This is a genomic window from Streptomyces sp. NPDC001634, from assembly GCF_040298185.1.
Classification (GTDB): domain Bacteria; phylum Actinomycetota; class Actinomycetes; order Streptomycetales; family Streptomycetaceae; genus Streptomyces.
This window is the reverse complement of record NZ_JBEOZU010000093.1, coordinates 1-25,497: the sequence shown is the minus strand read 5'-3', so window position 1 is coordinate 25,497 and position 25,497 is coordinate 1. Positions and strand designations below refer to the sequence as shown.

Genomic DNA, 25,497 nt, shown 5'->3' with positions numbered 1-25,497 from the left:
TTTTCAACATCTGCCGGGCAGGTTGGGACAAGGCCGGCCGGGTGCGGAGCCGGTCGGGACTAGGAGCAGACGGTGCCGGCTGCAGGAACCTTTCCGTCCAGCAGATAGCTGTTCACGGCGCTCTGCACGCACTTGTTCTTGCTGTCGTACGCGCCGTGCCCCTGACCCTTGTACGTCAGCTCGACGCCGACGCCCTTGCCCAGCGCGTCCACCATTTTCTTCGCTCCCTCGTACGGGGTGGCCGGGTCGCCGGTGTTGCCGACCACCAGGATCGGTGCGGCGCCGGGAGCGCTGACGTCCGGGTGGTCGGCGGCTCCCGCCACCGGCCAGTCGGCGCAGGTGACCAGGCTCCAGGCCAGATAGTCGCCGAACAGCGGAGAGGCGGCCCGGAACTGCGGCAGCCTCGCCTTCACGTCGGTGGCGGTGTACCGGGGCTTCTCGTCGGCGCAGTTGATGGAGACGTTCGCGGCGGTGAGGTTGCTGTACTGACCGCTCTCGTTGCGCCCGTTCAGAGAGTCGGACAGCAGCATCAGCACCTTGCCGTCGCCGGCGTACGCCTGTTCCAGGCCCTCGGTGAGGTACTTCCAGAAGTCCTTGGAGTACAAGGCCTGCGCGATGCCGTTCGTTGCGGCTGTCTGGGTCAGCTGGCGGGGGAAGATTCCCGGGATCGGCTTGCTGTCCAGGTCCTTCAGCAGGGTGGCGATCCGGTCCTTGACGTCCTGCGGAGTGCTGCCGACCGGACATGGAGTGCTCTTGGAGGTGCAGTCCCGGGCGTAGTTGTCGAGCGCGAGCTGGAAGCCCCTGGCCTGTGCGAGCGAGCTCTGTTCCGAGTTCTGCGTCGGGTCGACGACCGCGTCGAACACGGCCCGCCCGACGTTCTTGGGGAACAGGTGGGCGTAGACGCCGCCGAGTTCGGTGCCGTAGGAGATGCCGAAGTAATGCAGCTTGTCGTCGCCGAGGACCATGCGCATCAGGTCCATGTCGCGGGCGGCGTCGGTGGTGCGCACGTACGGCAGCACCTTGCCGGAGTGCTTCTGGCAGGCTTTGTTGAACTCCTTGGTGTTGTTCAGGTACTTCGACTGCTCGGCGGTGTTCTCGGGCGTCGCGTCCTGCTGGAAGTACGTGTCGAGTTGCTGGTCGTCCTCGCACTTCACGCCCGCGCTGCGGCCGACCCCGCGAGGGTCGAAGCTCACCAGGTCGTAGCGGGTGCGCAGGGCCTCGTAGTCCGAGGCGAAGCTCGGCAGCGTGCTCACGCCGGAGCCGCCCGGGCCGCCGAAATTGAAGATGAGCGAGCCGATCCGCTTGCTCGGGTCGCCGCTGGCCTTCACCCGGATCAACGCGATGTCGATGGTGTCGCCCTCGGGGCTGTCCCAGTTCAGGGGCGCTTTCATGGTCGCGCACTGCCACCGGCCGCCGTGCGGCAGCGGGGTGGGGGCGCTGCCGCCGCCCTCGGACTCGGACGGTGCCGGGCAGTTCTTCCAGTTCAGCTTCTGACCCGACAGATCCCCGTTGCCGGGGTCGCCGGTGCAGCCCGCCATCAGGGAGGACAGAAGGACGGCAGCGGTTGTCAGGGCGCTGGCGCGGATCCGGGGACGTTTCGGCATGTTTCCATCGTGGCGCCGTACGGGGTGGGGCGCTCGGGGCGTGGGCCGTGCGGGTGGATGCCCTTTTCGCCATCCGTGGTTCTAGAGCGCGTCCCTGCGCGTCAGATGGTTGAAGAACAGCCAGCCCGGCAGCACCGGCAGCCACAGCGTCAGGAGCCGGTACAGCAGCACTGCGGGCGCGGCGACCTCCTTGGGAAGGCCGACGGCGATGAGGCCGACCGTCAGGGTCGCCTCGACCGCGCCCACGCCGCCCGGGGTCGGGGCGGCCGAACCGAGTGCGTTGCCCGCGAGGAAGACGACCGCGACGCTCGCCAGGCTCAGCGTCTGCCCGTGCCCGAACGCCCGGATCGAGGCGTCCAGGCACATCACGAAGCAGGCGGTCAGCAGCAGAATGCCGCCGATGCCGGTGACCAGCTTCTGCGGCCGCTGCAGGACGTCGAGCATGCGCGGCACGACGCCCGCGAACAGCGACCTCACGCGCGTGACGACGAATTTCCGCATGAACGGCACCGACGTCACCACCAGGACGAGCACCGCGACCGTCAGCAGACCGGCGATGACCGTGCGGGACGGCGACAGGGACGGCGTCTTCTCGGTGCCCGTGAGATAGCCGAAAGAGAGCAGCATCAGGATGTGGCAGCCCAGCCCGAACAGCTGCGACGCGCCGACGCTCGCCACCGCGAGCCCCGGCCGCACCCCCGCGCGTTGCAGGAAGCGTGTGTTCAGGGCGACACCGCCGACCGCCGCGGGCGCCACGATCTTCACGAACGACCCGGCGAGCTGCGCCGCCGCGGCCCGCCAGAACGGCACCCGCTCGGGCACGAAGCCCAGCAGCTGCATCGCCGCCGCGACATAGCTCAGCGCCGAGAAGAACACGGCTGCCGCCACCCAGCCCCACGAGGCGTTCGAGAACAGCGTGCCGAACTGGATGTGTGTGAGCTGGGTCAGCAGGAAGTACGCGCCGACGGCGCCCGCGATGAAACTGATCAGCGTGCGTGGCCGCACCCGCTCCAGGCGGGCCGGTTCGACGGGCGCCTGCGGCCGGATCCGCAGCACCTGGTGACGGATCTGGGTGAGCAGATCCTCCTCGCGCGCCTCGTCCAGGGCCTCGTCGATCGCCCGCTTCTCGGCCCGCTGCGCGGCGCGTACGGACTTCTTGTCGGGCTTGTCGAGCACGACGCCGGTGCCCTCGCGGCCGTCGCCCAGCCGGGCCGGCTTGGCCTGCCGGGACGCCTCCAGGACCGCTTCCCGCTCGCGCTTGGCCCGCTCCCGGGCCAGTCTCCGCAGTGTCGCGCGCGTGGAGCGTGTCAGTGCGATCGGCTGCAGCATGGGCAGACAGTCGGCCACCGCGTCCGGGCCGAGCACGCCGACCGCGGACGCCACCGCCCGCTCCGCGCCGACCCGCAGCCCGAGCGTGGCCAGCAGCTGGGCGATGTCCATCCGCAGCACCAGATCACCGGCCGCGATCTCACCGCTGCGCAGATCGGTCAGGATGAGCGTGCCGGAACGATCCACCACGATGGCGTCACCGGCGAGTCTGCGGTGCGCGATGCGCCGCGACTGCAGGGCCCGCACCTGGTGCCAGGTGTCGTGCAGCAGATCGTCGGTGATCTCCTCGTCGGACAGCTGGTCGAGGGTGCGCCCGCCGGTGTGTTCGTAGACGAGCATCACGGCGTCGGGGCCCAGCTCGGAGGTCGCGATCAGCCTGGGCGCGTTGGCGCCGGCCGCGATGGCCGCGTAAGCGAGGAGCGCTTCCTGTTCCAGGGCCTGGCGCAGCGACTGCAGGCTGCGTCGGGTGGTGATCCCGCGCAGCGTCAGCCGCCGCCACACCCGGTAGAAGAAACCCTGGGCCTGCTGCTCGCGGTCGACGACGGTCACGTCGAGGGGCGGGCCGTCCTCCAGGGTGACGAAGTAGCGTCGGCCGCGGTCGCCGTTGTCCGTGTTGTCGGGCGCCTCGTCGCGCGCCGCGCTCACCGGGTGGAAGCCGACGGTGCGCAGCCCCGCCATCAGGGTCCGCCCGGTGGGCCGTACGTTCGGTGAGCCGACCGCGTACAGCGTCCCCGCGGCAACGCTCCAGCCGATCAGCACCGTCAGGATGATCGAGAACGGTGTCGTGTAGCCGGTGACCAGCATCGAGAAGGCGTCGAGCAGCAGCACCACCCACAGCACCGCGCGCCAGCGCGGTCTGCGTGACATGCCCACGGCGGTCATATAGGCGATGACGGGGGCGAGATAGCCGTGCACCGGGTCGGTCAGGGCGTGGATGTCGCCGGGGGAGGGCTGGGTGAGCGCCTCCTGGATGGAGGGCGGGGCGGCCCTGGCGACCCACAGGTCCGTGGCGAGCGTCACCCCGTGGGCCAGGACCGCGGCGAGGACGCCGTCGGCGATGCGCAGCCCGTCCCGCTTGATCAGCCGCTCGATCGCGAAGGCGACCGGCACCAGGAGGATCGCGATACTCGACGCCAGCCCCGCGATCTTGATCAGCAGATCCGGTGCCTGCCCGGTGCCCTTGTTGATGTCCTGTTCGAGCCCCGACGTCGTGCCGTGCGCGAACGCGGCGACGGCGAGCAGCACGACGATCGCGAGCACGCCCACCAGGAGGCGCATCAGATCGGAAGGACGGTGCACGCGCGCGGGGAGCAGCGGTTCGTCGCCCTCGACCTCGTCGTTGTGGGCGTCGGCGCAGTCCTCGTCCTGCTCGGCCCGCCGCGGTGTCTCCGCCGCCTGCGGCTTCTCGTCACCTTGCGCCTTCTTGCGCGGGTTTTCGCTGTCCTGCGCCGTCCGGTGCGCGTTTTCGTCGGCGCGGGTCTTCCCGGCCGCGTCCTCGTCGCGGTTCTTCCTGGTCGCGTCGTCGTGGGCACTGTCGTGCGCGGCGGCGGTGTCCGGGCGCGGCGAAGCCTCAGAGGTGCCCTCCGCGCCGTCGGGGTGCACGCCCTGCTGCTTCATGGTCTCTTCTTGATCTCGTATCACCAGTCACCGCCCGCACGATGGTGGCATGTCCACCCGACACACGGGGGCATCAGGGTGCAAATGCGGGGGCGCACAGTCTGCCCGAACCGCTGCGCGGAGGCGAGAGATGAGCTCGGCCGCTCTCATGTCACATTGTCGGTGGGTTGAGGCAGGATGGGGCGGATGAGCGAGGAGAGCCTGCCGGCGGATGCCCTGCCGGAGTACGCGGAGCGAGTCCTTGACGTGGCCGAACGCATTCCGCCGGGGTGTGTCATGACGTACGGGGACGTGGCCGAGTGGCTGGAGGATGGCGGTCCGCGCCAGGTCGGCCGCGTGATGGCCCTCTACGGGGGAGCGGTGCCCTGGTGGCGCGTCGTCCGTGCGGACGGCGTGCTGCTCCCGGGCCACGAGCTGGAGGCGCTGGGTCACTACCGCGAGGAAGGCACGCCCCTGCGCGAGGCCGGCCGCGCGACCGAGGGACATCTGCCGCGCGTCGATATGAAGCGGGCGCGATGGGGCGGCGACGAACGCGCGGAAGGTCACATCTGACAGCTTCCGGCATCGGACGGGCCGAAGGGGAACCTGTGGCCCGTACGGGGGAAGCACGGCACGTCCGTGACATGCCGTACGTTCGTGCACCGGGGGACACCAGTGACCCGAGGTGCCCGCCGGAACAAGGCGAAGCCCTGCTTCCGCAGCACGTGCGGGCGTAGCGTCGACGGCGCGCGTCCACCTCATCCCGCGGCCACCGCCCGCCACGGGCGGCAGTCCTCCCACCCGTCGCCCGACCACCACCCCGCAACGACGGCGCCCCGCGCCGGCAGTGTCAAGCCCGAGTACGACCACCAGGACCGGCGAACCACGTGAGCTCCTCTTTCTCCACCAGGCGCCTGCCGCACCCCCAGGTGCGGCAGGGGGGTCGTGGCGCTTACCGACTGGTGCGTACCCCGCCGGGCCGGGTGGATCCCCCTCGACTGGACGCAGCACAGCGCGCGGTGGTTGACCACGAGGCCGGCCCACTGCTCGTTCTCGCAGGCCCGGGCACCGGCAAGACGACCACGCTCGTCGAGTCCGTGGCCGCCCGGACAGCCCGCGGCGGCGATCCGGAACGCATCCTCGTGCTGACGTTCAGCCGCAGGGCCGCCGTCGACCTGCGCGACCGCATGGCGCTGCGCGCCGGAGCAGCACACGCCCCGCAGGCCACCACGTTCCACTCGTTCTGCTACGCCCTGGTCCGTGCCCACCAGGACAGCGACCTCTTCGTCGAGCCGCTGCGCCTGCTGTCCGGCCCCGAGCAGGACGTGGCCGTGCGCGAGCTGCTCGCCGGCCAGCCCGACCTGGAGCGCCTCGGCCTCGCACACGTGCGCTGGCCCGATGAGCTGCGCGCCTGCCTGACCACACGCGGCTTCGCCGACGAGGTCCGCGCCGTGCTGGCCCGCAGCCGGGAACTCGGCCTCGGCCCGGACGCCCTGCGCCGCTTCGCCGAGCGCATCGGCCGCCCCGACTGGGAGGCCGCTTCCGTCTTCCTCGCCGAATACCTGGACGTTCTCGACCTCCAGGGAGTGATCGACTACGCGGAGCTGGTCCACCGCGCCGTGCTGCTGGCCCGCCGCCCCCAGGTCGCCGCGCGGCTGGCCGCCCGGTACGACGCGGTCTACGTGGACGAGTACCAGGACACCGATCCGGCGCAGGTACGCCTCCTGCACGCCCTCGCGGGCGGCGGCCGGACCCTGGTGGCCTTCGGCGACCCCGACCAGTCGATCTACGCGTTCCGGGGCGCCGACGTGGGCGGCATCCTGGACTTCCCGCACGCCTTCCCGCGGACGGACGGCGCACCGGCGCCCGTGCAGGTCCTCAGGACGTCCCGCCGCTCGGGCGCCACCCTCCTGGCCGCCACCCGGCTGCTGACCCAGCGCATGCCGCTGACCCGCCTGCAGGCGGAAAAGGTGCGCGCCCACCGGGAACTCGCCGCGGTACGGGACGGCGGCCGCGTCGAGGTGTACACATACCCCACGCCCGGCACGGAACTGGACAACGTCGCCGACATCCTGCGCCGAGCACATCTGGAGGACGGCGTTCCGTGGGGCGAGATGGCCGTCCTGGTACGCGCCGGAGCCCGCACCATCCCAACCGTGCGCCGCGCCCTGACAGCCGCCGGAGTCCCCCTGGACATCGACGGCGACGACCTGCCGGTGCGCCACGAACCGGCCGTGACCCCACTGCTGACGGCACTGCGCGCCGTGGCGCAGGCTGAGGCCGCGGGAGGGGACCACCCCCGACAAGCCGACCAGGACGGCGCGGACCCCGAACCCTGGCTCGATGCCGAAACCGCGCTCACCCTCCTCGCCTCGCCGCTCGCCGGCATGGACACCGCCGACCTGCGTCGCCTGGGCCGCGCCCTGCGCGAGGAGGAGCGGGCCGCCGGCAACCCCGTACCGCCTCCCTCCGACGAACTGCTCGCACAGGCGCTGGCCGAGCCGGAGCGGCTGGTGGCACACGATCCGGCGTACGCGCGCGGAGCCCAGCGCCTCGGCACACTTCTCAGGAAGGCCCGTGAGCGGCTCGCGGGCGGCGGCACCGCCGAGGAAGCCCTTTGGGAGCTGTGGGACGGCACACCGTGGCCCAGACGCCTGGAGAGTGCCTCCCGGCGCGGTGGCGCGGCCGGGCGCAACGCCGACCGCGACCTCGACGCCGTATGCGCCCTGTTCGCGACCGCCGCGCGCGCCGAGGAGCGCACCGGCGGGCAGGGCGCCCTCAACTTCCTCGAGGAGATCGAGGCCCAGGACATCGCCGCCGACACACTCACCCGCCGCGCCGTGCGCCCCGACGCCGTACGCCTGATGACCGCGCACCGCTCCAAGGGCCTGCAGTGGCGCCTGGTCGTCATCGCAGGCGTCCAGGAGGGCCTGTGGCCCGACCTGCGCCGTCGCGGCTCCCTGCTGGAGGCCGACCGCATCGGCCGAGACGGGCTCGCCGAACCCCTCACCCCCGGCGCACTGCTGGCGGAGGAGCGGCGCCTGTTCTACGTCGCCTGCACACGCGCGCGTGAACGCCTCGTCGTCACCGCCGTGAAGGCCCCCGCCGACGACGGCGACCAGCCCTCCCGCTTCCTTGCCGAACTCGGCGCCGAGCCCAGGGACGTCACCGGCCGCCCGCGCCGCCCACTGTCCGTCGCCGCCCTCGTCGCCGAACTGCGTGCCACGACCGTCGACCCCAGCGCCTCCGACGCTCTCAGAAAGGCCGCCGCAGGCCGGCTGGCCCGGCTCGCCGCGCTCGCCGACGAGGACGGCCGGCCCCTGGTGCCGTCCGCGCACCCCTACCGCTGGTGGGGCATGTGGGATCCGACCGAGAGCAAGGTGCCGCTGCGCGACCGCGACCAGCCCGTCGTGCTCTCCGGAAGCGCCCTCGACCAGCTCGCGAACACCTGCGCCCTGCAGTGGTTCCTGGGCCGCGAGGTGAAGGCCGACACGCCTGCGACCGCCGCCCAGGGCTTCGGCAACGTGGTGCACGTCCTCGCCGACGAGGTGGCCTCCGGACGCACCCCCGCCGACCTCGCCGTCCTCATGGAGCGCCTCGACTCGGTGTGGAACGCGCTCGCTTTCGACGCGCCGTGGAAGTCCGCCCAGGAGAAGGACAACGCGCGCGTGGCGCTCGAACGCTTCCTGAAGTGGCACATCGACTCCAACGGCGCCCGCGGCGGGCGTACGCCGGTGGCCAGCGAACACGACTTTGACGTCACCCTCGATGCGGGCGACTACGAGGTGCGCATCCGAGGCTCCATAGACCGCGTCGAGACGGACGGCGAGGGCCGCGCCTACGTGGTCGACTTCAAGACCGGCAAGCAGGCGCCCAGCGCCGCCGAGGTGGCCCGCCATCCGCAGCTCGCCGTCTATCAGCTCGCCGTGCGCGAGGGCGCCGTCGACGAGGCGTTCGACGGCCTGCGCCCCCAGCCGGGCGGCGCCGAACTCGTCCAGCTGCGGCAGGGGGCTGCCAAGAAGGACGGCGGCGACACCCTGCCCAAGGTGCAGGTCCAGGAGCCCCTTGAGGGGGAGTGGGCGGGTGAGCTGCTGGCCACCGCCGCGGGCAAGGTCCTCGACGAGCGCTTCTCACCGACCACGGGTCAGCACTGCACGCACTGCGCGTTCCGGGCCTCGTGCAGCGCGCGGCCGGAGGGCCGGCACGTCGTGGAGTGACAACGCCTGTGACGGACCACACCCTCCGTGCCGACCAGCGCTTCTCCGGGCCCGGCAGACGAGACGGCACCCGCTGTCAGTGGCCGCCGCTAGCCTCTCCGACATGCCCGCACGTATCACCGGACCCGAGCAGCTCAAGGAGCTCCTGGGCATCCCGTTCACCCCGGAGCAGACGGCCTGCATCGTCGCGCCGCCCGCCCCGCAGGTGATCGTGGCCGGAGCCGGGTCGGGCAAGACGACCGTCATGGCGGCCCGAGTGGTGTGGCTGGTCGGCACCGGACAGGTCGCACCCGAGCAGGTCCTCGGCCTGACGTTCACCAACAAGGCGGCCGGTGAACTCGCCGAACGCGTTCGCAAGGCACTCGTCAAGGCGGGCGTCACCGACCCGGACGTGATCGACCCGGACAACCCGCCGGGCGAGCCGGTGATCTCCACCTACCACGCCTTCGCGGGCCGCCTGCTGAGCGAACACGGCCTGCGCATCGGCCTCGAACCGGCCTCCCGCCTGCTCGCCGACGCCACCCGCTACCAGCTCGCCGCGCGCGTACTGCGCGAGGCCCCCGGCCCCTACCCGGCACTGACCCGCTCCTTCCCGGACCTCGTCAGCGACCTCCTCACCCTCGACTCCGAGCTGGCCGAGCACCTCGTACGACCGCAGGACCTGCGCGCGTACGACGCCGAACTGCTGCGCACCCTGGAGGGCGTCAAACTCACCAACGCCGACCTGCGCAAGGTCCCCGAGACGGCCGCCGCCCGCCGTGAACTGGCCGAACTGGTCGGCCGCTACCGCGCGGCCAAGCGAGAGCGCGACCTGCTCGACTTCGGCGACCGGATCGCCCTCTCTGCGGCCCTCGCAGGCCTTCCCGAGGTCGGCCGCATCCTGCGCGAGGAGTTCCGTGTGGTGCTGCTCGACGAGTACCAGGACACGTCGGTGGCCCAACGCGTCCTGCTCGCGGGACTGTTCGGCGGCGGCACCGGCCACCCCGTGACCGCCGTCGGCGACCCCTGCCAGGCGATCTACGGCTGGCGCGGCGCGTCCGTCGCCAACCTCGACGACTTCCCCGAGCACTTCCCGCACACCGACGGCCGGCCCGCGACCCGCCAGGCGCTCAGCGAGAACCGCCGCAGCGGCGGCCGCCTCCTCGACCTCGCCAACGGCCTCGCCGAGCCGCTGCGCGCGATGCACGCGGGCGTGGAGGCCTTGCGCCCCGCCCCCGGAGCCGAGCACGACGGACAGGTCCGCTGTGCCCTGCTGCGCACCCACGCCGAGGAGATCGACTGGATCGCCGACTCCATCACCCACCTCGTGAACACCGGCACCGCGCCCGGCGAGATCGCGGTCCTGTGCCGCACCGCGACCGACTTCGCCCAGATCCAGGGAGCACTCGTCGCCCGGGACATCCCCGTGGAGGTCGTGGGCCTGTCCGGGCTGCTGCACCTGCCCGAGGTCGCCGACCTCGTCGCCGTCTGCGAGGTCCTCCAGGACCCCGGCGCCAACGCCTCCCTGGTGCGCCTGCTCACCGGCCCGCGCTGGCGCATCGGCCCCCGCGACCTCGCCCTCCTGGGCCGTCGCGCCCGGCTGCTCGTGTCGCACGCGCGCGTGAGCCCCGACGACGACCCGGACCGCCGGCTCGCTGCAGCCGTCGAGGGCGTCGACCCGTCCGAGGTGATCTCGCTCGCGGACGCCCTCGACACCTTCCTCGAGCTGCCGATGCACGCCGAACAGGAGGACGACGGACTGCCGTTCTCGCCCGACGCGCGCGTACGCTTCGCGCGCCTCGCCGCCGAACTGCGCGAGCTGCGCCGCTCCCTCGCGGACCCGCTGATGGACGTCCTGCACCGGGTGCTCGCCGTCACCGGCCTGGAGGTGGAACTGTCCGCGTCCCCGCATGCACTGGCCGCCCGCCGCCGCGAGACCCTGTCGAACTTCCTGGACATCGCCGCGTCGTTCGCCGCCAACGACCCCGACGCCTCCCTCCTGGCGTTCCTCGGCTTCCTGCGCACCGCCGCCCAGTACGAGAAGGGCCTCGACAACGCCCTGCCCGGTGGCGAGAACACCGTCAAGGTGCTCACCGCGCACAAGTCCAAGGGCCTGGAATGGGACGTCGTCGCCGTCCCCGGACTGGTCACCGGCACCTTCCCCAGCACCCAGGGCCGCGAGAAGTGGACCTCCCAGGGCAAGGTCCTGCCCCACACCCTGCGCGGCGACGCCGACACCCTGCCCGACGTCCAGAGCTGGGACTCCCGGGGCATGAAGGCCTTCCACGAGGCCATGAAGGAGTACCAGCACACCGAGGAGCTGCGCCTCGGCTACGTCACCTTCACCCGCCCCCGCTCCCTGCTGCTCGGCTCCGGCCACTGGTGGGGACCCGCCCAGAAACGCCCCCGCGGGCCCTCGGACTTCCTCCACGCCCTCTACGAGCACTGCGCCGCCGGTTACGGCGAGATCGAGGTCTGGGCCGACGAGCCCGCCGAGGACGAGGAGAACCCGGCCCTGCACGAGGCCGCCGCCGACCACGCCTGGCCGCTCCCCCTGGACGACGCGGCACTCGCCCGCCGCCGGGCCGCCGCCGAAACCGTACTGGCACACCTGGACCGCGCCGCGTCGCACACCGGCACCCGCCCCACGGCCACCCACGACCCCTCCGCGCACGACGACCCGGAATGGCCGCCTCCACCGGACGACGAGGACCTCTACGAAGACCCCGACGACGAGGAAGGCCCCCGCGACGGGTTCCCCGACGGCTTCCCCGAGCAGGACGCCTCCGACTGGGACTCCTGGACGACCGACCGCCCGGCGCAGCCGCGGCAGGAACTCCACGCGCGTGTGCCCCTCGGCGATCGCACCCCGACCGTCCCGCACGCCCGCCGGCACCCGGCCGAGGACACCCCCGCGCTCACCCCCGAGGAGGCCCGCACCGTCGCCTCCTGGGACCGCGACCTGGACGCCCTCACCGGAGAGCTGCTGCGCACCCGCACAGGCATCACCGACGTACCCCTGCCGCCCTCCCTGACCGCGTCCCAGGTGCTGCGCCTGGCCGCCGACCCCGACGGGTTCGCCCAGGAACTCGCACGCCCCATGCCGCGCCCCCCGCAACCCGCCGCGCGCCGCGGCACCCGCTTCCACGCCTGGGTCGAGGCACGCTTCGAGGAACTGCGGCTGCCCATGCTGGAACCGGAGGAGCTGCCCGGCAGCGAAGCCGAGATCGCGGACGAGCGCGACCTCGAAGTGCTCAAGGACGCCTTCGAACGCACCCCCTACGCACACCGCACCCCGCACCGCGTCGAGGCACCCTTCCAGCTGGCCATCGCCGGACGCGTGGTGCGGGGCCGCATCGACGCCGTCTACCGCACGGACGACGGCGAGAGGACCACGTACGAGATCGTCGACTGGAAGACCAGCCGCGCCCGCACCGGGGACCCGCTGCAGCTCGCGCTGTACCGGCTCGCCTGGGCCGAGCAGCAGGGCGTGCCCCTGGAGGCCGTCAAGGCCGCGTTCCTGTACGTCCGCAGCGGCGAGGTCGTATCCCCCGACACCCTCCCGGACCGGGCCGCACTGGAAGAGCTGTTGCTGGCCGAGCCCTCCGGAGAGGAACCGGCGGACCAGGATGTCGGCGCGGGCCGATAGGCTCGTGACCATGAGCGAGACCCCGGACAGCGCCGTCCGCACGTACATCGACACCCACCGCACAGCCTTCCTCGACGACCTCGCGGGGTGGCTGCGCATCCCGTCGGTGTCCGCCCAGCCCGAGCACGCGGCGGACGTGCGCCGCAGCGCCGAGTGGCTCGCCGCCAAGCTCAAGGAGACCGGCTTCCCCACCGCCGAGGTGTGGCCGACCGACGGCGCTCCCGCCGTCTTCGCCGAATGGCCCGCCGACGACCCCCAGGCACCCACCGTCCTCGTCTACGGCCACCACGACGTTCAGCCCGCCGCCCGCGAGGACGGCTGGGACAGCGACCCCTTCGAGCCGGTGATCCGCTCGGGCCGCCTCCACGCGCGCGGAGCCGCAGACGACAAGGGCCAGGTGTTCTTCCACACACTCGGCGTCCGCGCCCACCTCGCCGCCACCGGCCGCACCGCACCCGCCGTCCACCTGAAACTGCTGATCGAGGGCGAGGAGGAATCCGGCTCCCCGAACTTCCGCACCCTCGTCGAGCAGCACGCGGGCCGGCTCGCCGCCGACACCGTGATCGTCTCCGACACCGGCATGTGGTCCGCGGACACCCCCACCGTGTGCACCGGCATGCGCGGCCTCGCCGAGTGCGAGATCACCCTGCACGGGCCCGAGCAGGACATCCACTCCGGCTCCTTCGGCGGCGCCGTTCCCAACCCGGCCACCGCGGCCGCCCACCTGGTCTCCGCCCTGCACGACGAGCACGCCCGCGTGGCGATCCCCGGCTTCTACGACGGCGTCACCGAACTCACCGACCGCGAACGCGAACTCTTCGCCGAACTGCCCTTCGACGAGGAACAGTGGCTGCGCACCGCCAAGTCCACCGCCACACACGGCGAGGCCGGCCACACCACCCTGGAGCGCATCTGGGCCCGCCCCACCGCCGAGGTCAACGGCATCGGCGGCGGTTACCAGGGCCCCGGCAGCAAGACGATCATCCCGTCCTCGGCCATGGTCAAACTCTCCTTCCGGCTCGTCGCCGGCCAGGACCCCGACCACATCGAAAAGGCCGTCCGCGCCTGGGCCGCCGACCGGCTGCCCGCCGGGATCCGGCACGACATCACGTTCGGCGCGGCCACCCGCCCCTGCCTTACACCCCTCGACCATCCCGCCCTGCAGTCCGTCGTACGCGCCATGGGCCGCGCCTTCCAACAGCCGGTCCGCTTCACCCGTGAGGGCGGCTCCGGACCCGCCGCCGACCTCCAGGACGTCCTCGGCGCACCCGTCCTGTTCCTCGGCATCTCCATCCCGTCCGACGGCTGGCACGCCCCCAACGAGAAGGTCGAACTCGATCTGCTCCTCAAAGGCGTCGAGACCGCCGCATACCTGTGGGGCGACCTGGGGGAGAACTGGCGTGATGCGCACTGAGGAGCTCGCGCGAGAGACTGCCGCCCGGGCGGGCCGCGCCGCACGGCACACTGGGAGGGCCCTCCCGCACGCCCAAGGCCCGCCCGACCCGGTCCCCTCCAGCCCTACGTCCCGCTAACCGCCCGCCGAAACAACCGTTCCACCGGGGGAGTTGGAAGCACCCGTGACCACCTGGACCGACCACACCGCAGACCGGCCCGTCTCACTCACCGCCCCGAGCGGCATCGACCGGGCCGCCCACCACCGGCTCGACGAGGCCTGGCTCGCCGCGGCGTGGAGCCACCCCACGACCCGCTGCTTCGTGGTCTCCGGCGGCCAGGTCCTCATCGACGAGACGCCCGACGGCCGGACCGAACTCGTCATGACCCCCTCCTTCGAGGCACCCCTCACGGAGGCACACCGCTACTTCCTGGGCACCGACGAGGACGGCGTCAGCTACTTCGCGCTCCAGAAGGACGCCCTCCCGGGCCGCATGGACCAGTCCGCGCGCCCGGCCGGCCTGCGCGAGGCCGGTCTGCTGCTGTCCCCGCGCGACGCGGGCCTGATGGTGCACGCGGTCGCCCTGGAGAACTGGCAGCGCATGCACCGCTTCTGCTCGCGCTGCGGAGAACGCACGGTCATCGCGGCCGCCGGTCACATCCGCCGCTGCCCGGCCTGCGGCGCCGAACACTACCCGCGCACCGACCCCGCGGTGATCATGGCCGTCACGGACGAGGACGACCGCATCCTGCTCGGCCGCCAGGTGCACTGGCCCGAAGGCCGCTTCTCGACCCTCGCCGGCTTCGTCGAACCCGGCGAATCCATCGAGCAGTCGGTGCGCCGTGAGGTCTTCGAAGAGGCGGGCATCACCGTCGGCGAGGTCGAGTACATCGCCAGCCAGCCCTGGCCGTTCCCGTCCAGCCTGATGCTCGGTTTCCTCGCCCGCGCCACCTCCACGGACATCACCGTCGACGGCGACGAGATCCACGAGGCCCGCTGGTTCTCCCGCGAGGAACTGCGCGCCGCTTTCGAGTCCGGTGAGGTGCTGCCCCCGTACGGCATCTCCATCGCGGCCCGCCTGATCGAACTCTGGTACGGCAAGCCTCTGCCTACGCGCAGCGTCTGAGACGGGCCCGGCCGATGAGCGACCCGTACTGGAACCACAACGTCCACTACCATCCCGCGGTACTCGCCGCCGTCCCCGACGGCTGCCGCACGGCCCTGGACGTCGGCTGCGGCGACGGCCTGCTCGCCCGCAAGCTCGCGGCCAGGGCCGGATCCGTGACCGGCGTGGACCGCTCGCCGGAGATGATCCGGCTCGCGCACAAGGACGTACCCGGGAACGTCACCTTCCTGGAAGGCGACTACCTCGACCAGGCAGCCCTGCCGGACAGCGGATACGACTTCATCAGCGCGGTCGCCGTCGTCCACCACACGGCCTTCGAGGACGCCGTGACCCGCCTCGTACGGCTGCTCACACCCGGCGGCCGGCTGATGATCGTCGGGCTGGCGTACAACCGGACGTTCCTGGACTGGGTGATCAGCGGATGCGGCGTGCCCGCGAGCCGGTTCCTCGCGCTTGTGCGAGGCGGAAAACACGGACCGGCCGGCATGCCCATGGAGGACTCGACCATGCACTGGGGCCAGGTCCGGGAGACCGCCCGGCGACTGCTGCCCGGATGCCGCTTCCGGCGCCGGCTGCTGTGGCGCTACACGCTGGTGTGGGACAAGCCACAAGCGTGGGACGCATCACACGAAGGCGGCCCCTGAGACACCCCAGGGACCGCCTCCCGCAAAAGCCGCGGCCGCGGAGCGCTTACGCGCCGATCTTCTGCTTGACCTGCGCCAGCGACGGGTTCGTGAGCGTCGAACCGTCCGGGAACAGCACCGTCGGAACCGTCTGGTTTCCGCCATTCGCCTTCTCCACGAACGCCGCGGACTCCGGGTCCTGCTCGATGTTGATCTCGTCGTACGTGATGCCCTCGCGGTCCAGCTGGCTCTTCAGCCGGCGGCAGTAGCCACACCACGAAGTGCTGTACATCGTCACAGTGCCCGGCATGTCTGTTGCGCTCCTTTACGGCTCGGGATGCGTGGTCGCTGAGAAGGCAACGTACGTGAACGTTTCACCATTCCCACCGGCGTGCGCGGGCACTCACGCAAGCTCACAAGCCGCACCTGCCGCATCAGAGCCGCGCCTGCCGCATTAGTACGACTGCAGATGCCTCCCTGTGGACAACCGGCCCACCGGTCTCCGCCGACCTGGCAGCATGGCGGGGTGACAGCAGCAACGCACTCCACCCTCTTCCCGCAGGTCCCCGGCAGCGGCCAATATTCGGCTCCGCCGAGCGGGGCCGACGCGGTGCTCGAAGGGCTCGACCCCGAGCAGCGCGAGGTCGCGACCGCCCTGCACGGCCCGGTGTGCGTACTGGCAGGCGCCGGCACCGGCAAGACACGGGCCATCACCCACCGCATCGCCTACGGAGTCCGCGCCGGCATCCTCCAGCCCTCCAGCGTGCTCGCCGTCACCTTCACCAACCGGGCCGCCGGAGAGATGCGCGGCCGCCTCCGCCAACTCGGCGCCACCGGAGTCCAGGCCCGCACCTTCCACTCCGCCGCACTGCGCCAGCTCCAGTACTTCTGGCCGAAAGCCGTCGGTGGCAGCCTCCCGAAAATCGTCGACCGCAAGATCCAGATCGTCGCCGACGCGGCCGCCGCCTGCCGCATCCGCCTCGACCGCAACGAACTGCGGGACGTGACCGCCGAAATCGAATGGTCCAAGGTCACCCAGACCGTCCCGGCCGACTACTTCGCCGCAGCCGCCAAAGCAGGCCGCGAAGCCCCCCGCGACCCCGCCGAGATCGCCCAGCTCTACGCCACCTACGAAGACCTCAAGCGCGACCGCGCCGTCATCGACTTCGAGGACGTCCTCCTCCTCACCGTCGGCATTCTCCAGGACCGGCACGACATCGCGGAGGAGGTCCGCGCCCAGTACCAGCACTTCGTCGTCGACGAGTACCAGGACGTCAGCCCCCTCCAACAGCGCCTGCTGGAGCTCTGGCTCGGCGACCGCGACAACCTGTGCGTCGTCGGCGACGCCAGCCAGACCATCTACTCCTTCACCGGCGCCACCCCCGACCACCTCCTCGACTTCCGCACCCGCCACCCAGGCGCCACCGTCGTCAAACTCGTCCGCGACTACCGCTCCTCACCCCAGGTCGTCCACCTCGCCAACGGCCTCCTCGCCCAGGCCCGCGGACGCGCCGCCGAACACCGCCTCGAGCTCATCTCCCAACGCGACCCCGGCCCCGGCCCCGTCTATACCGAATACACCGACGAGCCCGCCGAAGCCGAAGGCGCCGCCCGCCGCATCCGCGAACTGCTCGCCACCGGCGTGCCCCCCGCCGAGATCGCCATCCTGTTCCGCACCAACTCCCAGTCGGAGATCTACGAACAGGCCCTCGCGGACGCCGGAATCCCCTACCAGCTACGCGGCGCCGAACGGTTCTTCGACCGCCCCGAGGTACGCAAAGCAGGCATCGCCCTACGCGGCGCCGCCCGATTCGGCGGCAACGACGCCCTCCTCGACGACGCCGTCGACCTGCCCTCCCAGGTACGGGCCGTTCTGACGGGCGAAGGCTGGACCGCAACACCCCCCGCCGGCTCCGGAGCCGTCAGGGAACGCTGGGAGTCCCTGGCCGCGCTCGTGAACCTCGCCCAGGACTTCGCCGCCGCCAAACCCGGCGCCACCCTCGCCGACCTCGTGGCCGAACTCGACGAACGGGCCAACGCCCAGCACGCCCCGACCGTGCAGGGCATCACCCTCGCCTCCCTGCACTCCGCCAAGGGCCTCGAATGGGACGCCGTCTTCGTCGTCGGTGTCGCCGAAGGCATGATGCCGATCACCTACGCCAAGACCGACGAGCAGATCGAAGAAGAGCGCCGTCTCCTCTACGTCGGCGTCACCCGCGCCAGGGAACACCTCTACCTCTCCTGGGCCCTGTCCCGTTCACCCGGCGGCCGCCCCAGCCGACGGCCAAGCCGCTTCCTCGACGGACTGCGCCCCGGCTCGTCGGCCATTGCCGGCCGCAGCGCCGCCGGTGGTGCCGGAGGCGTCGAACGCGGCTTCGGCGGCTTCAACACCACCGGCTCGACCGTCGCCCCACGTCGCACCAGCAGAACCCCGGCCCGCTGCCGGGTCTGCGGGCGCACGCTGACCGACGCCGGTGAGATGAAACTGATGCGCTGTGACGACTGCCCCTCCGACATGGACGAGGGCCTCTACGAACGGCTGCGCGAGTGGCGGGCGGCGCAGGCCCGCCGCAGCGGACAGCCCGCGTTCTGCGTCTTCACCGACAGGACCCTCATCGCGATCGCCGAGGCAGTCCCCGGCGACGAGGGCGAGTTGGCCCGTATCCCAGGGGTCGGAGTCCGCAAGTTCAACCGCTACGGCGCCGACGTTCTGGCCATCTGCGCAGGTCGGGATGGCGCAGGCGAGAACAACGACGACTGATACGAACTCGTCGAAAAAATAGTTTGCGCATGCCCCAGCAATCCCCATAGGTTCTTAGCCACGGGAACAGTGGCCTTCTCGGAGGCCCTGATTCCGTGCTGTACTTACATATCCGTCGGACTGGCTCACCCCCAGTCCCCCAAGACGCCGAGAGGAGGCGATTCCAGTGATCAGCATCAACGCCAGCTCCACCCGCACCGCCAAAATGACCGATCGCTCGGTCGTCTCCACGTGCATGCTCGGCGTCTCCGCCCTGGGCACCGGTCTGTCCGGCATCCGTGCCGTCCGACCGGCGTCCTCCGTGTCTCTCGCGGGTCTTCCCATCCGTGAGCGCAATGAGCGACCGACCAAGGCACTGGAAGCAGTAGCGGCACAGGCACAGGCCTATGCCTTTGCGGCGGCCGGTGCCGGATTCCGGAAGCAGACGACGCAGCACCACCTGATGTGGGCCTTCCGTGGGCCAGAACCCTGGAGTGATCCAGCCTGACAGCCGATCAGGCCGGCGCCTTCAGGGCCGCGGAACCCCATCCGGGATCCGCGGCCCTTCTGTTTTCCCCGAACGGGGACAGCGGGATGAAGGGGCCTCGGGACAAGAAAAGAACCCGGTACCAAGCCGACACCCGGTCCAACAGGACCGGAACGACCAGACGAGGAAGACCAACCGTGCAACTCGAAGCGCACGCCCCGTCCGTACCGCCTTCCGAAACGATCCCCCCGCCCGGCCTCACGGAGGACTCCACCTTGACCCCGCTCACCGCGCTCACCTCGCTCGACGACGCCATCGAGAACCTCGGCGTACCCGTCCCCTGCCGCTCCTACGACCCGGAGGTCTTCTTCGCCGAGTCGCCGGCCGACGTCGAGTACGCCAAGTCCCTCTGCCGCACCTGCCCGCTGATCGAGGCGTGCCTCGCCGGCGCCAAGGAACGGCGTGAGCCCTGGGGCGTCTGGGGTGGCGAGCTCTTCGTCCAGGGTGTCGTCGTCGCCCGGAAGCGGCCGCGTGGCCGCCCGCGCAAGAACCCGGTCACGGCATGAACACCACAGGAACAATCGACCGCCCCCTCACGCACGACCCCACGAAGCAGGCCCCGATGAAGCCGTCCACCAGCGAGCCCGCAGGCTCCGCGATTCCAGACGTGACCACCACCGGCGCGAACGCCTCGCGTCAGAACAGGACCCGAGAGATGCAACTCATCCCAGAAGCCATGGCTCGTGCGCATATGCACGAGCGACTGCACGAGGCCGAGCGGGAACGCCAGGCCATGCGCCTGGTTATGGCCCGCCGGATGCAGCGCCGGGCCGAGCGCGCCTCCCTGCGCGCCCGCCGGGCGCTGGCCATGGCCGTGATGCAGTAGCCGACGACAGTCGGCAGACGACAGGAAACCCTCGCGGGGGCCGGTCCGTTCGGACCGGCCCCCGCGGTGCGTTGTCAGCGCCGAACCGCCCTCACAGCGATATCGTCACGGGAGTGACCAGTCTTCCCGGGGACAGTGACAACAGTGGCTCCGTGCGGCTGCCCGGCACGGCACAGGCCTCGCACCTCGTATGCGCCCGCTGCGGCACCACGGCCGACGGCCCCCAACCCACCTGGACCTGCTCCGTGGAGAACGGCACCCGCAACTACTTCTGCGAAAGCTGCGCCCGCGCCAACATCAGGGCGATCGAGGGGCGGCTGGACTCGGCCTGGTGGTAGGGCGGCTCCTCGCGTGGAGCTTCTCCCTGGGGGCTTCCCCCCCCGTTACCTTCTTCGTGGCCCCGGGCTCGGGGCTCCCGGCCTCCGGGCCCGGCATGACTTTTGCCCCCTGTCGACCATGACCCGGGGGGTGGTGTCACCGGGCCGGGAGGCACCGGTAGACCGCTGATAGGGGCACGAGCGCCGGTCCGTCCGGCAGGGCTCTGCGTAACGTGGTTGCCGGCAGCTGGTGCCACGTCGAGGCCGGGGCGGCATGACCTTCCGTGGAGGAAGTACGTGATCGACATCAGCGACATCGGCGTCTACCTCGGACTGGACGTCGGCAAGGGAGAACACCACGCCACCGGCCTGCGGCCCGACGGGAAGAGGGTGGTCGACAAGCCGCTGCCCAACAGCGAGCCGAAACTGCGGGCCATGCTGGACAAGCTGGCCGCGAAGTACGGCACCGTGCTCGTGGTCGTCGACCAGCCCGCCTCCATCGGAGCCCTGCCACTGGCGGTCGCCCGCGACGCGGGCTGCAAAGTCGCCTACCTGCCCGGCCTGACGATGCGGCGGATCGCTGATCTCTACCCCGGCGAGGGCAAGACCGACGCCCGCGACGCGGCGATCATCGCGGATGCCGCCCGCACCATGCCACACACACTGCGATCCATCGAGGTGGACGACCAGACCGTTGCCGAGCTGCACATGATCGTGGGCTTCGACGACGACCTGGCGGGCGAGGTCACCCGGGTCGCGAACCGGCTGCGGGGCCTGCTCACCCAGATCCATCCCTCGCTGGAGCGGGTCCTGGGCCCGCGCGTCCAGCACCCGGCCGTGCTCTGGCTGCTCGAACGCTTCGGCTCGCCCAAGGCGATCCGCAAGGCCGGACGGCGCCAGCTGATCACCATCCTGCGGCCCAAGGCCCCGCGCATGGCCGAGCGCCTCGTCGAGGACATCTTCACCGCACTCGACGAACAGACCGTCGTCGTTCCCGGCACGGACGCGGCCGCGGTGATCGTGCCCAAGCTCGCAGCGAACCTCACCTCGTTGCTGGACCAGCGCAAACAACTCGCGGCCAGCATCGAGGAACTGCTGGAGGCCCACCCTCTTTCCAAGCTCCTGACGTCGATGCCGGGGATAGGCGTCAGGACCGGAGCCAGGATCCTCATCGACGTCGGCGACGGATCCGCCTTCCCCACCGCCGGACACCTCGCCGCCTACGCCGGCCTGGCACCCGTCACCCGACAGCCCAGGCCCGCTCACGCCTCCGCTGCCGGTTCCTCCTCCCGCAGGAAGCCCGGTAGCCACTCCTCCAGTTCGTCGCGCAGACGGACTGTGGCGCCCAGCTGGCACAGCACGCCGATCGTGCTCAGCGTCACCCGGTGTATCAGGAGGTACGCCGGGGGCAGATTCAGCTGTTTGCCCAGTTGGTACGCGGGGGAGCGCGGGTCGGCGATACGGGTCGCCTGGCTGCGCATCCAGCCGCGGGTGAAGGTGAACTCGTCGGCCTGGGCCGGCTCGATGATCGGGAGGAGATAGTCGAGCACCGCGTCGGGGTCGAGTTCGATCGACTCCTTGACGAAACCCTCCTCGCGCAGCAGTTCGTAGACCGACTGGGCGTCACCCTCCAGTGTCATGCGCAGGGAGTGGCCGATCGGGGTCGGCAGGCCGCCCGGCAGACGGTCGACCGTGCCGAAGTCCAGGACGCCCAGGCGCCAGCTGTCCTTGTGCGAACCGTCGTCCGGGCCGGGCAGGAGACGGAAGTTGCCCGGGTGCGGATCGGCGTGCAGAAGGCCGGTACGGGCCGGGCCCGAGAAGAGAAAGCGGGCCAGCAGCTGGCCGGCGCGGTCCCGCTGCTCCTGGGTGCCCTCGGCGATCACCTCCGACAGCGGTATGCCGTCGACCCACTCGGTCACCAGGATCTGCTCGCACTGGTGCACCACCCGCGGCACCATGACGTCCGGGTCGTCTGTGAATTCCTCCGCGTGCGCCCGCTGGGCCTGGGCCTCCAGGCCGTAGTCCAGTTCCTCGGAGACCCGGTCGCGTAGCTCCGCGATCAGCGGCTTGATGTCCATGCCAGGGATCAGCGGGCCCAGCAGGCGGGCGAATCGGCTCAGCTGGTTCAGGTCGGACAGCAGTGCATCGCCGGCGCCCGGGTACTGCACCTTGACCGCGACCTCGCGGCCGTCGTGCCACACCCCGCGGTGCACCTGGCCGATCGAGGCCGCGGCCGACGGCTTGTCCTCGAACTCCAGGAACAGCTCGTGCCAGTTTTCACCGAGGCGTTTCTCCAGCACGGCGTGGACCGTGCGCGTCGGCATCGGAGGGGCCGCCTCCTGAAGCTTCGTCAGGGCGGCGCGGTACGGTCCGGCGACCTCCTCGGGGAGCGCCGACTCGAAGACGGACAGGGCCTGCCCGAACTTCATCGCGCCGCCCTTGAGCTCGCCCAGTACCTTGAACAGCTGCTCCGCGGTGCGCTGTTGGAGTTCGCGCCCGACGATCTCCGCGGATTCACCTACTATCCGTTTGCCGAGACCCCAGGTCGCCCGCCCGGCGAAGCCGAGCGGGAGCGCGGCAAGCTTGGCGGTCCGGGTGACCGCCTTCCGGGGAAGATCAGACATGCGCCCTCCAAGTCCCAGACAGCCGTGCCGCGTGTGCCCTGTGGGACAAGTTCCTCGACGGCCGTTGCTCCGCCATTGTCTCGTGCGGATCCTCGTCCTTTGAGGTGTGTTCCTCCTTACCTTTCTCCGCCGCGCCGCACCCGCATGCGGGATGAGCCCACACCGGTCTTGCGTGCCAGTCGAGCCGTGGCAGGGACGCCTCCCAGCGCGCGCCCGCACTGGAGGGTGCATCGCCGTCCAGGAATGCGAGCGCGTGCCCGGCGGCGACGCCCGCGACGGCGGTCGCCAGGGTGAGGTCGCACGCCTGGACCTGCCGCGGGCGCCCTGAGCGCCACTGGGCGACCAGACGTGGCCAGGTCTCGTCCCGGTCGGCGCGTCCCTGGTCGAGGCAGCCCGCGCAACTGGTCTCGCCGGGCAGGACGAACGGGCCCACGACTCCCGTTCCTTCCACAACACCGGTGTACAAATGTGGCATACCGGATGTGATCAGTGGCTCGGCGGCGAGGGGGTCGGGCGCATGGATGTGGAGTCCGTCGCGCGGGGCGAGGATCACCAGGGAGAAGCCGGGGTCCGCGTCGTCGTGGGGAGAGCGCTGTGATGCGCGATCGTGGCGCGGAGGCCGGTCGGGCGCGGCTGCGTGTACCGCGCGGCGGGCCGCGTCCTCCCGCCGCTCGCCGATCGATTCCGCCGGCAGGCCGCCCGGCGCCACGTCCCACGGCTCGACGCAGCCGGTGTCGCGGACGTCCACTTCGCCGACGCCCGCGCCCGCCAGCAGTGAGGCGAGTACGACTCCCACGCGGCCCGCGCCCCGGATCTGGACGCGTTGGGAGCGGCGGGCGGCCAGGCGCCGGGCGGGCTCCCCCGGTGTGCGGGTGACGAGCGACAGTGACGCGAGGTCCGCGCGGAGGCGGTCCAGGACGGCCGCTTTTGTGCGCAGTGCGTCGGCCTGCGGTCCGCCGCCCCTTGCGTCGTCCAGCAGGCCCGAGTCGGAAAGGTTGTCCACCAGCGCGTCCACGTGCCCGTCGGGCAGGCCCATCCGGCGGGCCTCCTCGCGCAGCAGCGGCAGTCCGCGGGTGCCGTCGAGGAGGTCGAGGAAGCTGCCCGTGGCGGTGTCCACCGGCCCCAGCACCATTGCGTGCGCGGGTGCCATCCCGAACTGCACGGTGTTCAGATCCCGCCAGCCGCGCCGTAGCGCGGGTTTCACCATCGGATGCATGACCGGCCCCCGTAGTCCGTAGTCCGTAGTCCGTAGTCCGTAGTCCGTAGTTCGCAGTACGTTCCTGTTTGTCGGTGGATGGTCTGGTCCGCCGATGGATGTCAGCATGCCTGGGTCGGGCGGGGGTGTGCTGTGAGTTGTCCACAGGCGGGGGTATTGGTAGTACAAATCAAGCGCACGGGGTGTGGATCGGCACGGAACCGTTCCGGAGGCGGGACTTCCCCCGTGTGCAGCGGGTAACGTCGGGGCGTGTCCGCCGACCCACTGCACCGCGCCGGAAAGCCACAGCGCAGCACGACGAGCCAGCCGCCGAGCGGCTCGGGGGCGAGTGCGATCGAGGTTCGCAGGAGTGCGCGACGCCGCAGGACGGTCTCCGCGTACCGCGAGGGCGACCGCACCATCGTGCTCATCCCTGCCCGGATGTCCGAGGCGGAGGAGCAGCGCTGGGTGACCGTCATGCTCGACAAGCTGGCCGCCCAGGAGAGCAAGCGGGTGATCGGGGACGTCGAGCTGGCCGAGCGTGCCGAGCGGCTGTCGGTGCAGTACTTCGACGGGCGGGCACGGCCCACCTCGGTCCGCTGGGTGACCAACCAGAACACGCGCTGGGGCTCCTGCACCCCGGCGGAGGGCAGCATCCGTCTGTCGCACCGGCTGCAGGGCATGCCCGAGTACGTCGTCGACTACGTTCTCCTGCACGAACTCGCGCATCTGCTCGTACCGGGACACGGGCCGCGTTTCTGGCGGCTCCTGGAGGCGTATCCGCGCACCGAGCGCGCCCGCGGCTACCTCGAAGGGGTGGTCGCGGCCGACCGGCTGCCGCACCAGCCCACGCCGGGCGCGGAGTAGAGACCACGGCTGCCGCACCGGCCTGCGCACCATGCCGAAGACGTCACCGGGCAGGCGACTCCGGATGCGCGCCGGCCCGCCCCCGCGCTGGGCGGACGTCACCGAGCGGCCTCGTGAAGCGGTTGTGTACCGGGTCTGTACCGGCTGCGTCCACTCCGGGAGTTTGCCGTTAGCCTGGCGCGACGCACTCACATTCGGGATGGGGGACGGTCGTACGCATGGCCAGGGAATTCCAACGCGGCCACAAGGCCAGGATCAGTGACCTCACCGCGGGCACGGATCTGTACGTAGGCGTGCAGATCTCCGGGCCCGGACTGACCTTCGACATCAGCTGCTTCGGTCTGGACGCGGACGAACGGCTCTCGGACGACCGGTACTTCGTCTTCTTCAACCAGCCGAAGACACCGGAGGAGGCCGTTCAGCTCCTCGGTCCCCAGGCGGGCGACACGGAGTCCTTCCGCGTCACGCTCGACAGGATCCCTCCCCAGATCCAGAAGCTGGCCTTCACGGCGACGATCGACGGCGCCGGGCAGATGTCGCAGATCTCTCCCGGATACCTGCGTATCGTCGCGGGTGGCGAGGAAGTGGCCCGCTACCCGTTCAACGGTTCGGAGTTCACCACCGAACGCGCCGTCATGCTCGGCGACTTCTACCTGAAGGACGTCTGGCGGTTCGCTGCCGTCGGCCAGGGTTTCGATGGCGGGCTCGAGGCGCTGCTGAAGAACTTCGGCGGCGAGGTCCTCGAGGAGGAGACGCCCGCCCCGCAACAGCAGCCGCAGTCCGGTGGCGCCCCGGGCTTCGCCCCGCCCGCCCAGGCCTCCGCGCCGCCCGCGTTCGCCGCCCCGGCCGCTCCCGCCCCGGCTCC

General features: G+C 71.2%; 18 protein-coding genes and 1 pseudogene. 14 read left to right on the top strand and 5 right to left on the bottom strand.

Going from position 1 to position 25,497, the window contains the following annotated elements; all coding sequences use genetic code 11:
- Nucleotides 1-59: 59 nt before the first annotated feature.
- Together ABT186_RS39490 and ABT186_RS39485 are read right to left on the bottom strand one after the other, a co-directional pair.
- Nucleotides 60-1,604 (bottom strand): alpha/beta hydrolase, encoded by a 1,545-nt coding sequence (locus ABT186_RS39490; RefSeq protein ID WP_351229647.1) that lies wholly within the window; start codon nucleotides 1,602-1,604, stop codon nucleotides 60-62.
- An 81-nt stretch (nucleotides 1,605-1,685) separates the two neighbouring features.
- Nucleotides 1,686-4,550, bottom strand: coding sequence for a lysylphosphatidylglycerol synthase transmembrane domain-containing protein (locus ABT186_RS39485; RefSeq protein WP_351929199.1), 2,865 nt, complete (start codon nucleotides 4,548-4,550; stop codon nucleotides 1,686-1,688).
- Nucleotides 4,551-4,736: 186 nt separating this feature from the next.
- Here ABT186_RS39485 and ABT186_RS39480 point away from each other — a divergent pair, with 186 nt between their 5' ends.
- From ABT186_RS39480 to ABT186_RS39455, 6 genes are all read left to right on the top strand, one after another.
- The gene (locus tag ABT186_RS39480) at nucleotides 4,737-5,102 is read left to right on the top strand and encodes an MGMT family protein (RefSeq protein WP_351929197.1); all 366 of its coding nucleotides are present in this window, start codon (nucleotides 4,737-4,739) and stop codon (nucleotides 5,100-5,102) included.
- 314 nt (nucleotides 5,103-5,416) lie between these two features.
- Nucleotides 5,417-8,746, top strand: coding sequence for an ATP-dependent helicase (locus ABT186_RS39475; RefSeq protein ID WP_351929195.1), 3,330 nt, complete (start codon nucleotides 5,417-5,419; stop codon nucleotides 8,744-8,746).
- A gap of 103 nt (nucleotides 8,747-8,849) precedes the next feature.
- Nucleotides 8,850-12,374 (top strand): ATP-dependent helicase, encoded by a 3,525-nt coding sequence (locus ABT186_RS39470; RefSeq protein ID WP_351929193.1) that lies wholly within the window; start codon nucleotides 8,850-8,852, stop codon nucleotides 12,372-12,374.
- 10 nt (nucleotides 12,375-12,384) lie between these two features.
- Nucleotides 12,385-13,788, top strand: coding sequence for a dipeptidase (locus ABT186_RS39465; RefSeq protein ID WP_351929191.1), 1,404 nt, complete (start codon nucleotides 12,385-12,387; stop codon nucleotides 13,786-13,788).
- 163 nt (nucleotides 13,789-13,951) lie between these two features.
- On the top strand, nucleotides 13,952-14,893 hold the full coding sequence (gene nudC, locus ABT186_RS39460) for an NAD(+) diphosphatase (RefSeq protein WP_351229635.1): 942 nt from the start codon (nucleotides 13,952-13,954) through the stop codon (nucleotides 14,891-14,893).
- Nucleotides 14,894-14,907: 14 nt separating this feature from the next.
- Nucleotides 14,908-15,537 (top strand): class I SAM-dependent methyltransferase, encoded by a 630-nt coding sequence (locus ABT186_RS39455; RefSeq protein WP_351229633.1) that lies wholly within the window; start codon nucleotides 14,908-14,910, stop codon nucleotides 15,535-15,537.
- A 46-nt stretch (nucleotides 15,538-15,583) separates the two neighbouring features.
- Here ABT186_RS39455 and ABT186_RS39450 read toward each other — a convergent pair whose 3' ends face one another.
- Nucleotides 15,584-15,826, bottom strand: coding sequence for a mycoredoxin (locus ABT186_RS39450; RefSeq protein WP_351229631.1), 243 nt, complete (start codon nucleotides 15,824-15,826; stop codon nucleotides 15,584-15,586).
- A 159-nt stretch (nucleotides 15,827-15,985) separates the two neighbouring features.
- Here ABT186_RS39450 and ABT186_RS39445 point away from each other — a divergent pair, with 159 nt between their 5' ends.
- The 6 genes and pseudogenes from ABT186_RS39445 to ABT186_RS39420 form a co-directional block, all read left to right on the top strand.
- Nucleotides 15,986-18,277, top strand: coding sequence for an ATP-dependent DNA helicase UvrD2 (locus tag ABT186_RS39445; RefSeq protein WP_351929189.1), 2,292 nt, complete (start codon nucleotides 15,986-15,988; stop codon nucleotides 18,275-18,277).
- A 166-nt stretch (nucleotides 18,278-18,443) separates the two neighbouring features.
- Complete coding sequence (locus tag ABT186_RS39440) at nucleotides 18,444-18,764, top strand: hypothetical protein (protein WP_351229627.1); 321 nt, start codon at nucleotides 18,444-18,446, stop codon at nucleotides 18,762-18,764.
- A 176-nt stretch (nucleotides 18,765-18,940) separates the two neighbouring features.
- Nucleotides 18,941-19,309, top strand: coding sequence for a WhiB family transcriptional regulator (locus tag ABT186_RS39435; protein ID WP_351229625.1), 369 nt, complete (start codon nucleotides 18,941-18,943; stop codon nucleotides 19,307-19,309).
- Entirely contained in the window at nucleotides 19,306-19,629 is a 324-nt protein-coding gene (locus ABT186_RS39430) for a putative WhiB-interacting protein (protein ID WP_351229623.1), read from the top strand. Before ABT186_RS39435 ends, ABT186_RS39430 begins: the two co-directional genes overlap by 4 nt.
- Nucleotides 19,630-19,742: 113 nt before the next feature.
- Complete coding sequence (locus ABT186_RS39425) at nucleotides 19,743-19,967, top strand: hypothetical protein (RefSeq protein WP_502973477.1); 225 nt, start codon at nucleotides 19,743-19,745, stop codon at nucleotides 19,965-19,967.
- 276 nt (nucleotides 19,968-20,243) lie between these two features.
- A pseudogene (locus tag ABT186_RS39420) lies at nucleotides 20,244-21,197 on the top strand (IS110 family RNA-guided transposase); the annotation flags it as partial.
- Nucleotides 21,198-21,208: 11 nt separating this feature from the next.
- On the opposite strand, the gene ABT186_RS39415 reads toward ABT186_RS39420, so the two are convergent.
- Both ABT186_RS39415 and ABT186_RS39410 read right to left on the bottom strand, forming a co-directional pair.
- Entirely contained in the window at nucleotides 21,209-22,570 is a 1,362-nt protein-coding gene (locus ABT186_RS39415) for an ABC1 kinase family protein (protein ID WP_351236553.1), read from the bottom strand.
- Nucleotides 22,563-23,786, bottom strand: coding sequence for a TOMM precursor leader peptide-binding protein (locus tag ABT186_RS39410; protein ID WP_351236554.1), 1,224 nt, complete (start codon nucleotides 23,784-23,786; stop codon nucleotides 22,563-22,565). Before ABT186_RS39410 ends, ABT186_RS39415 begins: the two co-directional genes overlap by 8 nt.
- Before the next feature lie 249 nt (nucleotides 23,787-24,035).
- Between ABT186_RS39410 and ABT186_RS39405 the strand changes: the two genes are divergently transcribed.
- Together ABT186_RS39405 and ABT186_RS39400 are read left to right on the top strand one after the other, a co-directional pair.
- A complete protein-coding gene (locus tag ABT186_RS39405) occupies nucleotides 24,036-24,632 on the top strand; it encodes a M48 metallopeptidase family protein (RefSeq protein WP_351236556.1) in 597 nt (198 codons plus the stop codon).
- Between the two features lie 218 nt (nucleotides 24,633-24,850).
- Nucleotides 24,851-25,497, top strand: a 647-nt coding sequence (locus tag ABT186_RS39400; protein ID WP_351929187.1) for a TerD family protein, incomplete at its 3' end; no start/stop codon positions are given.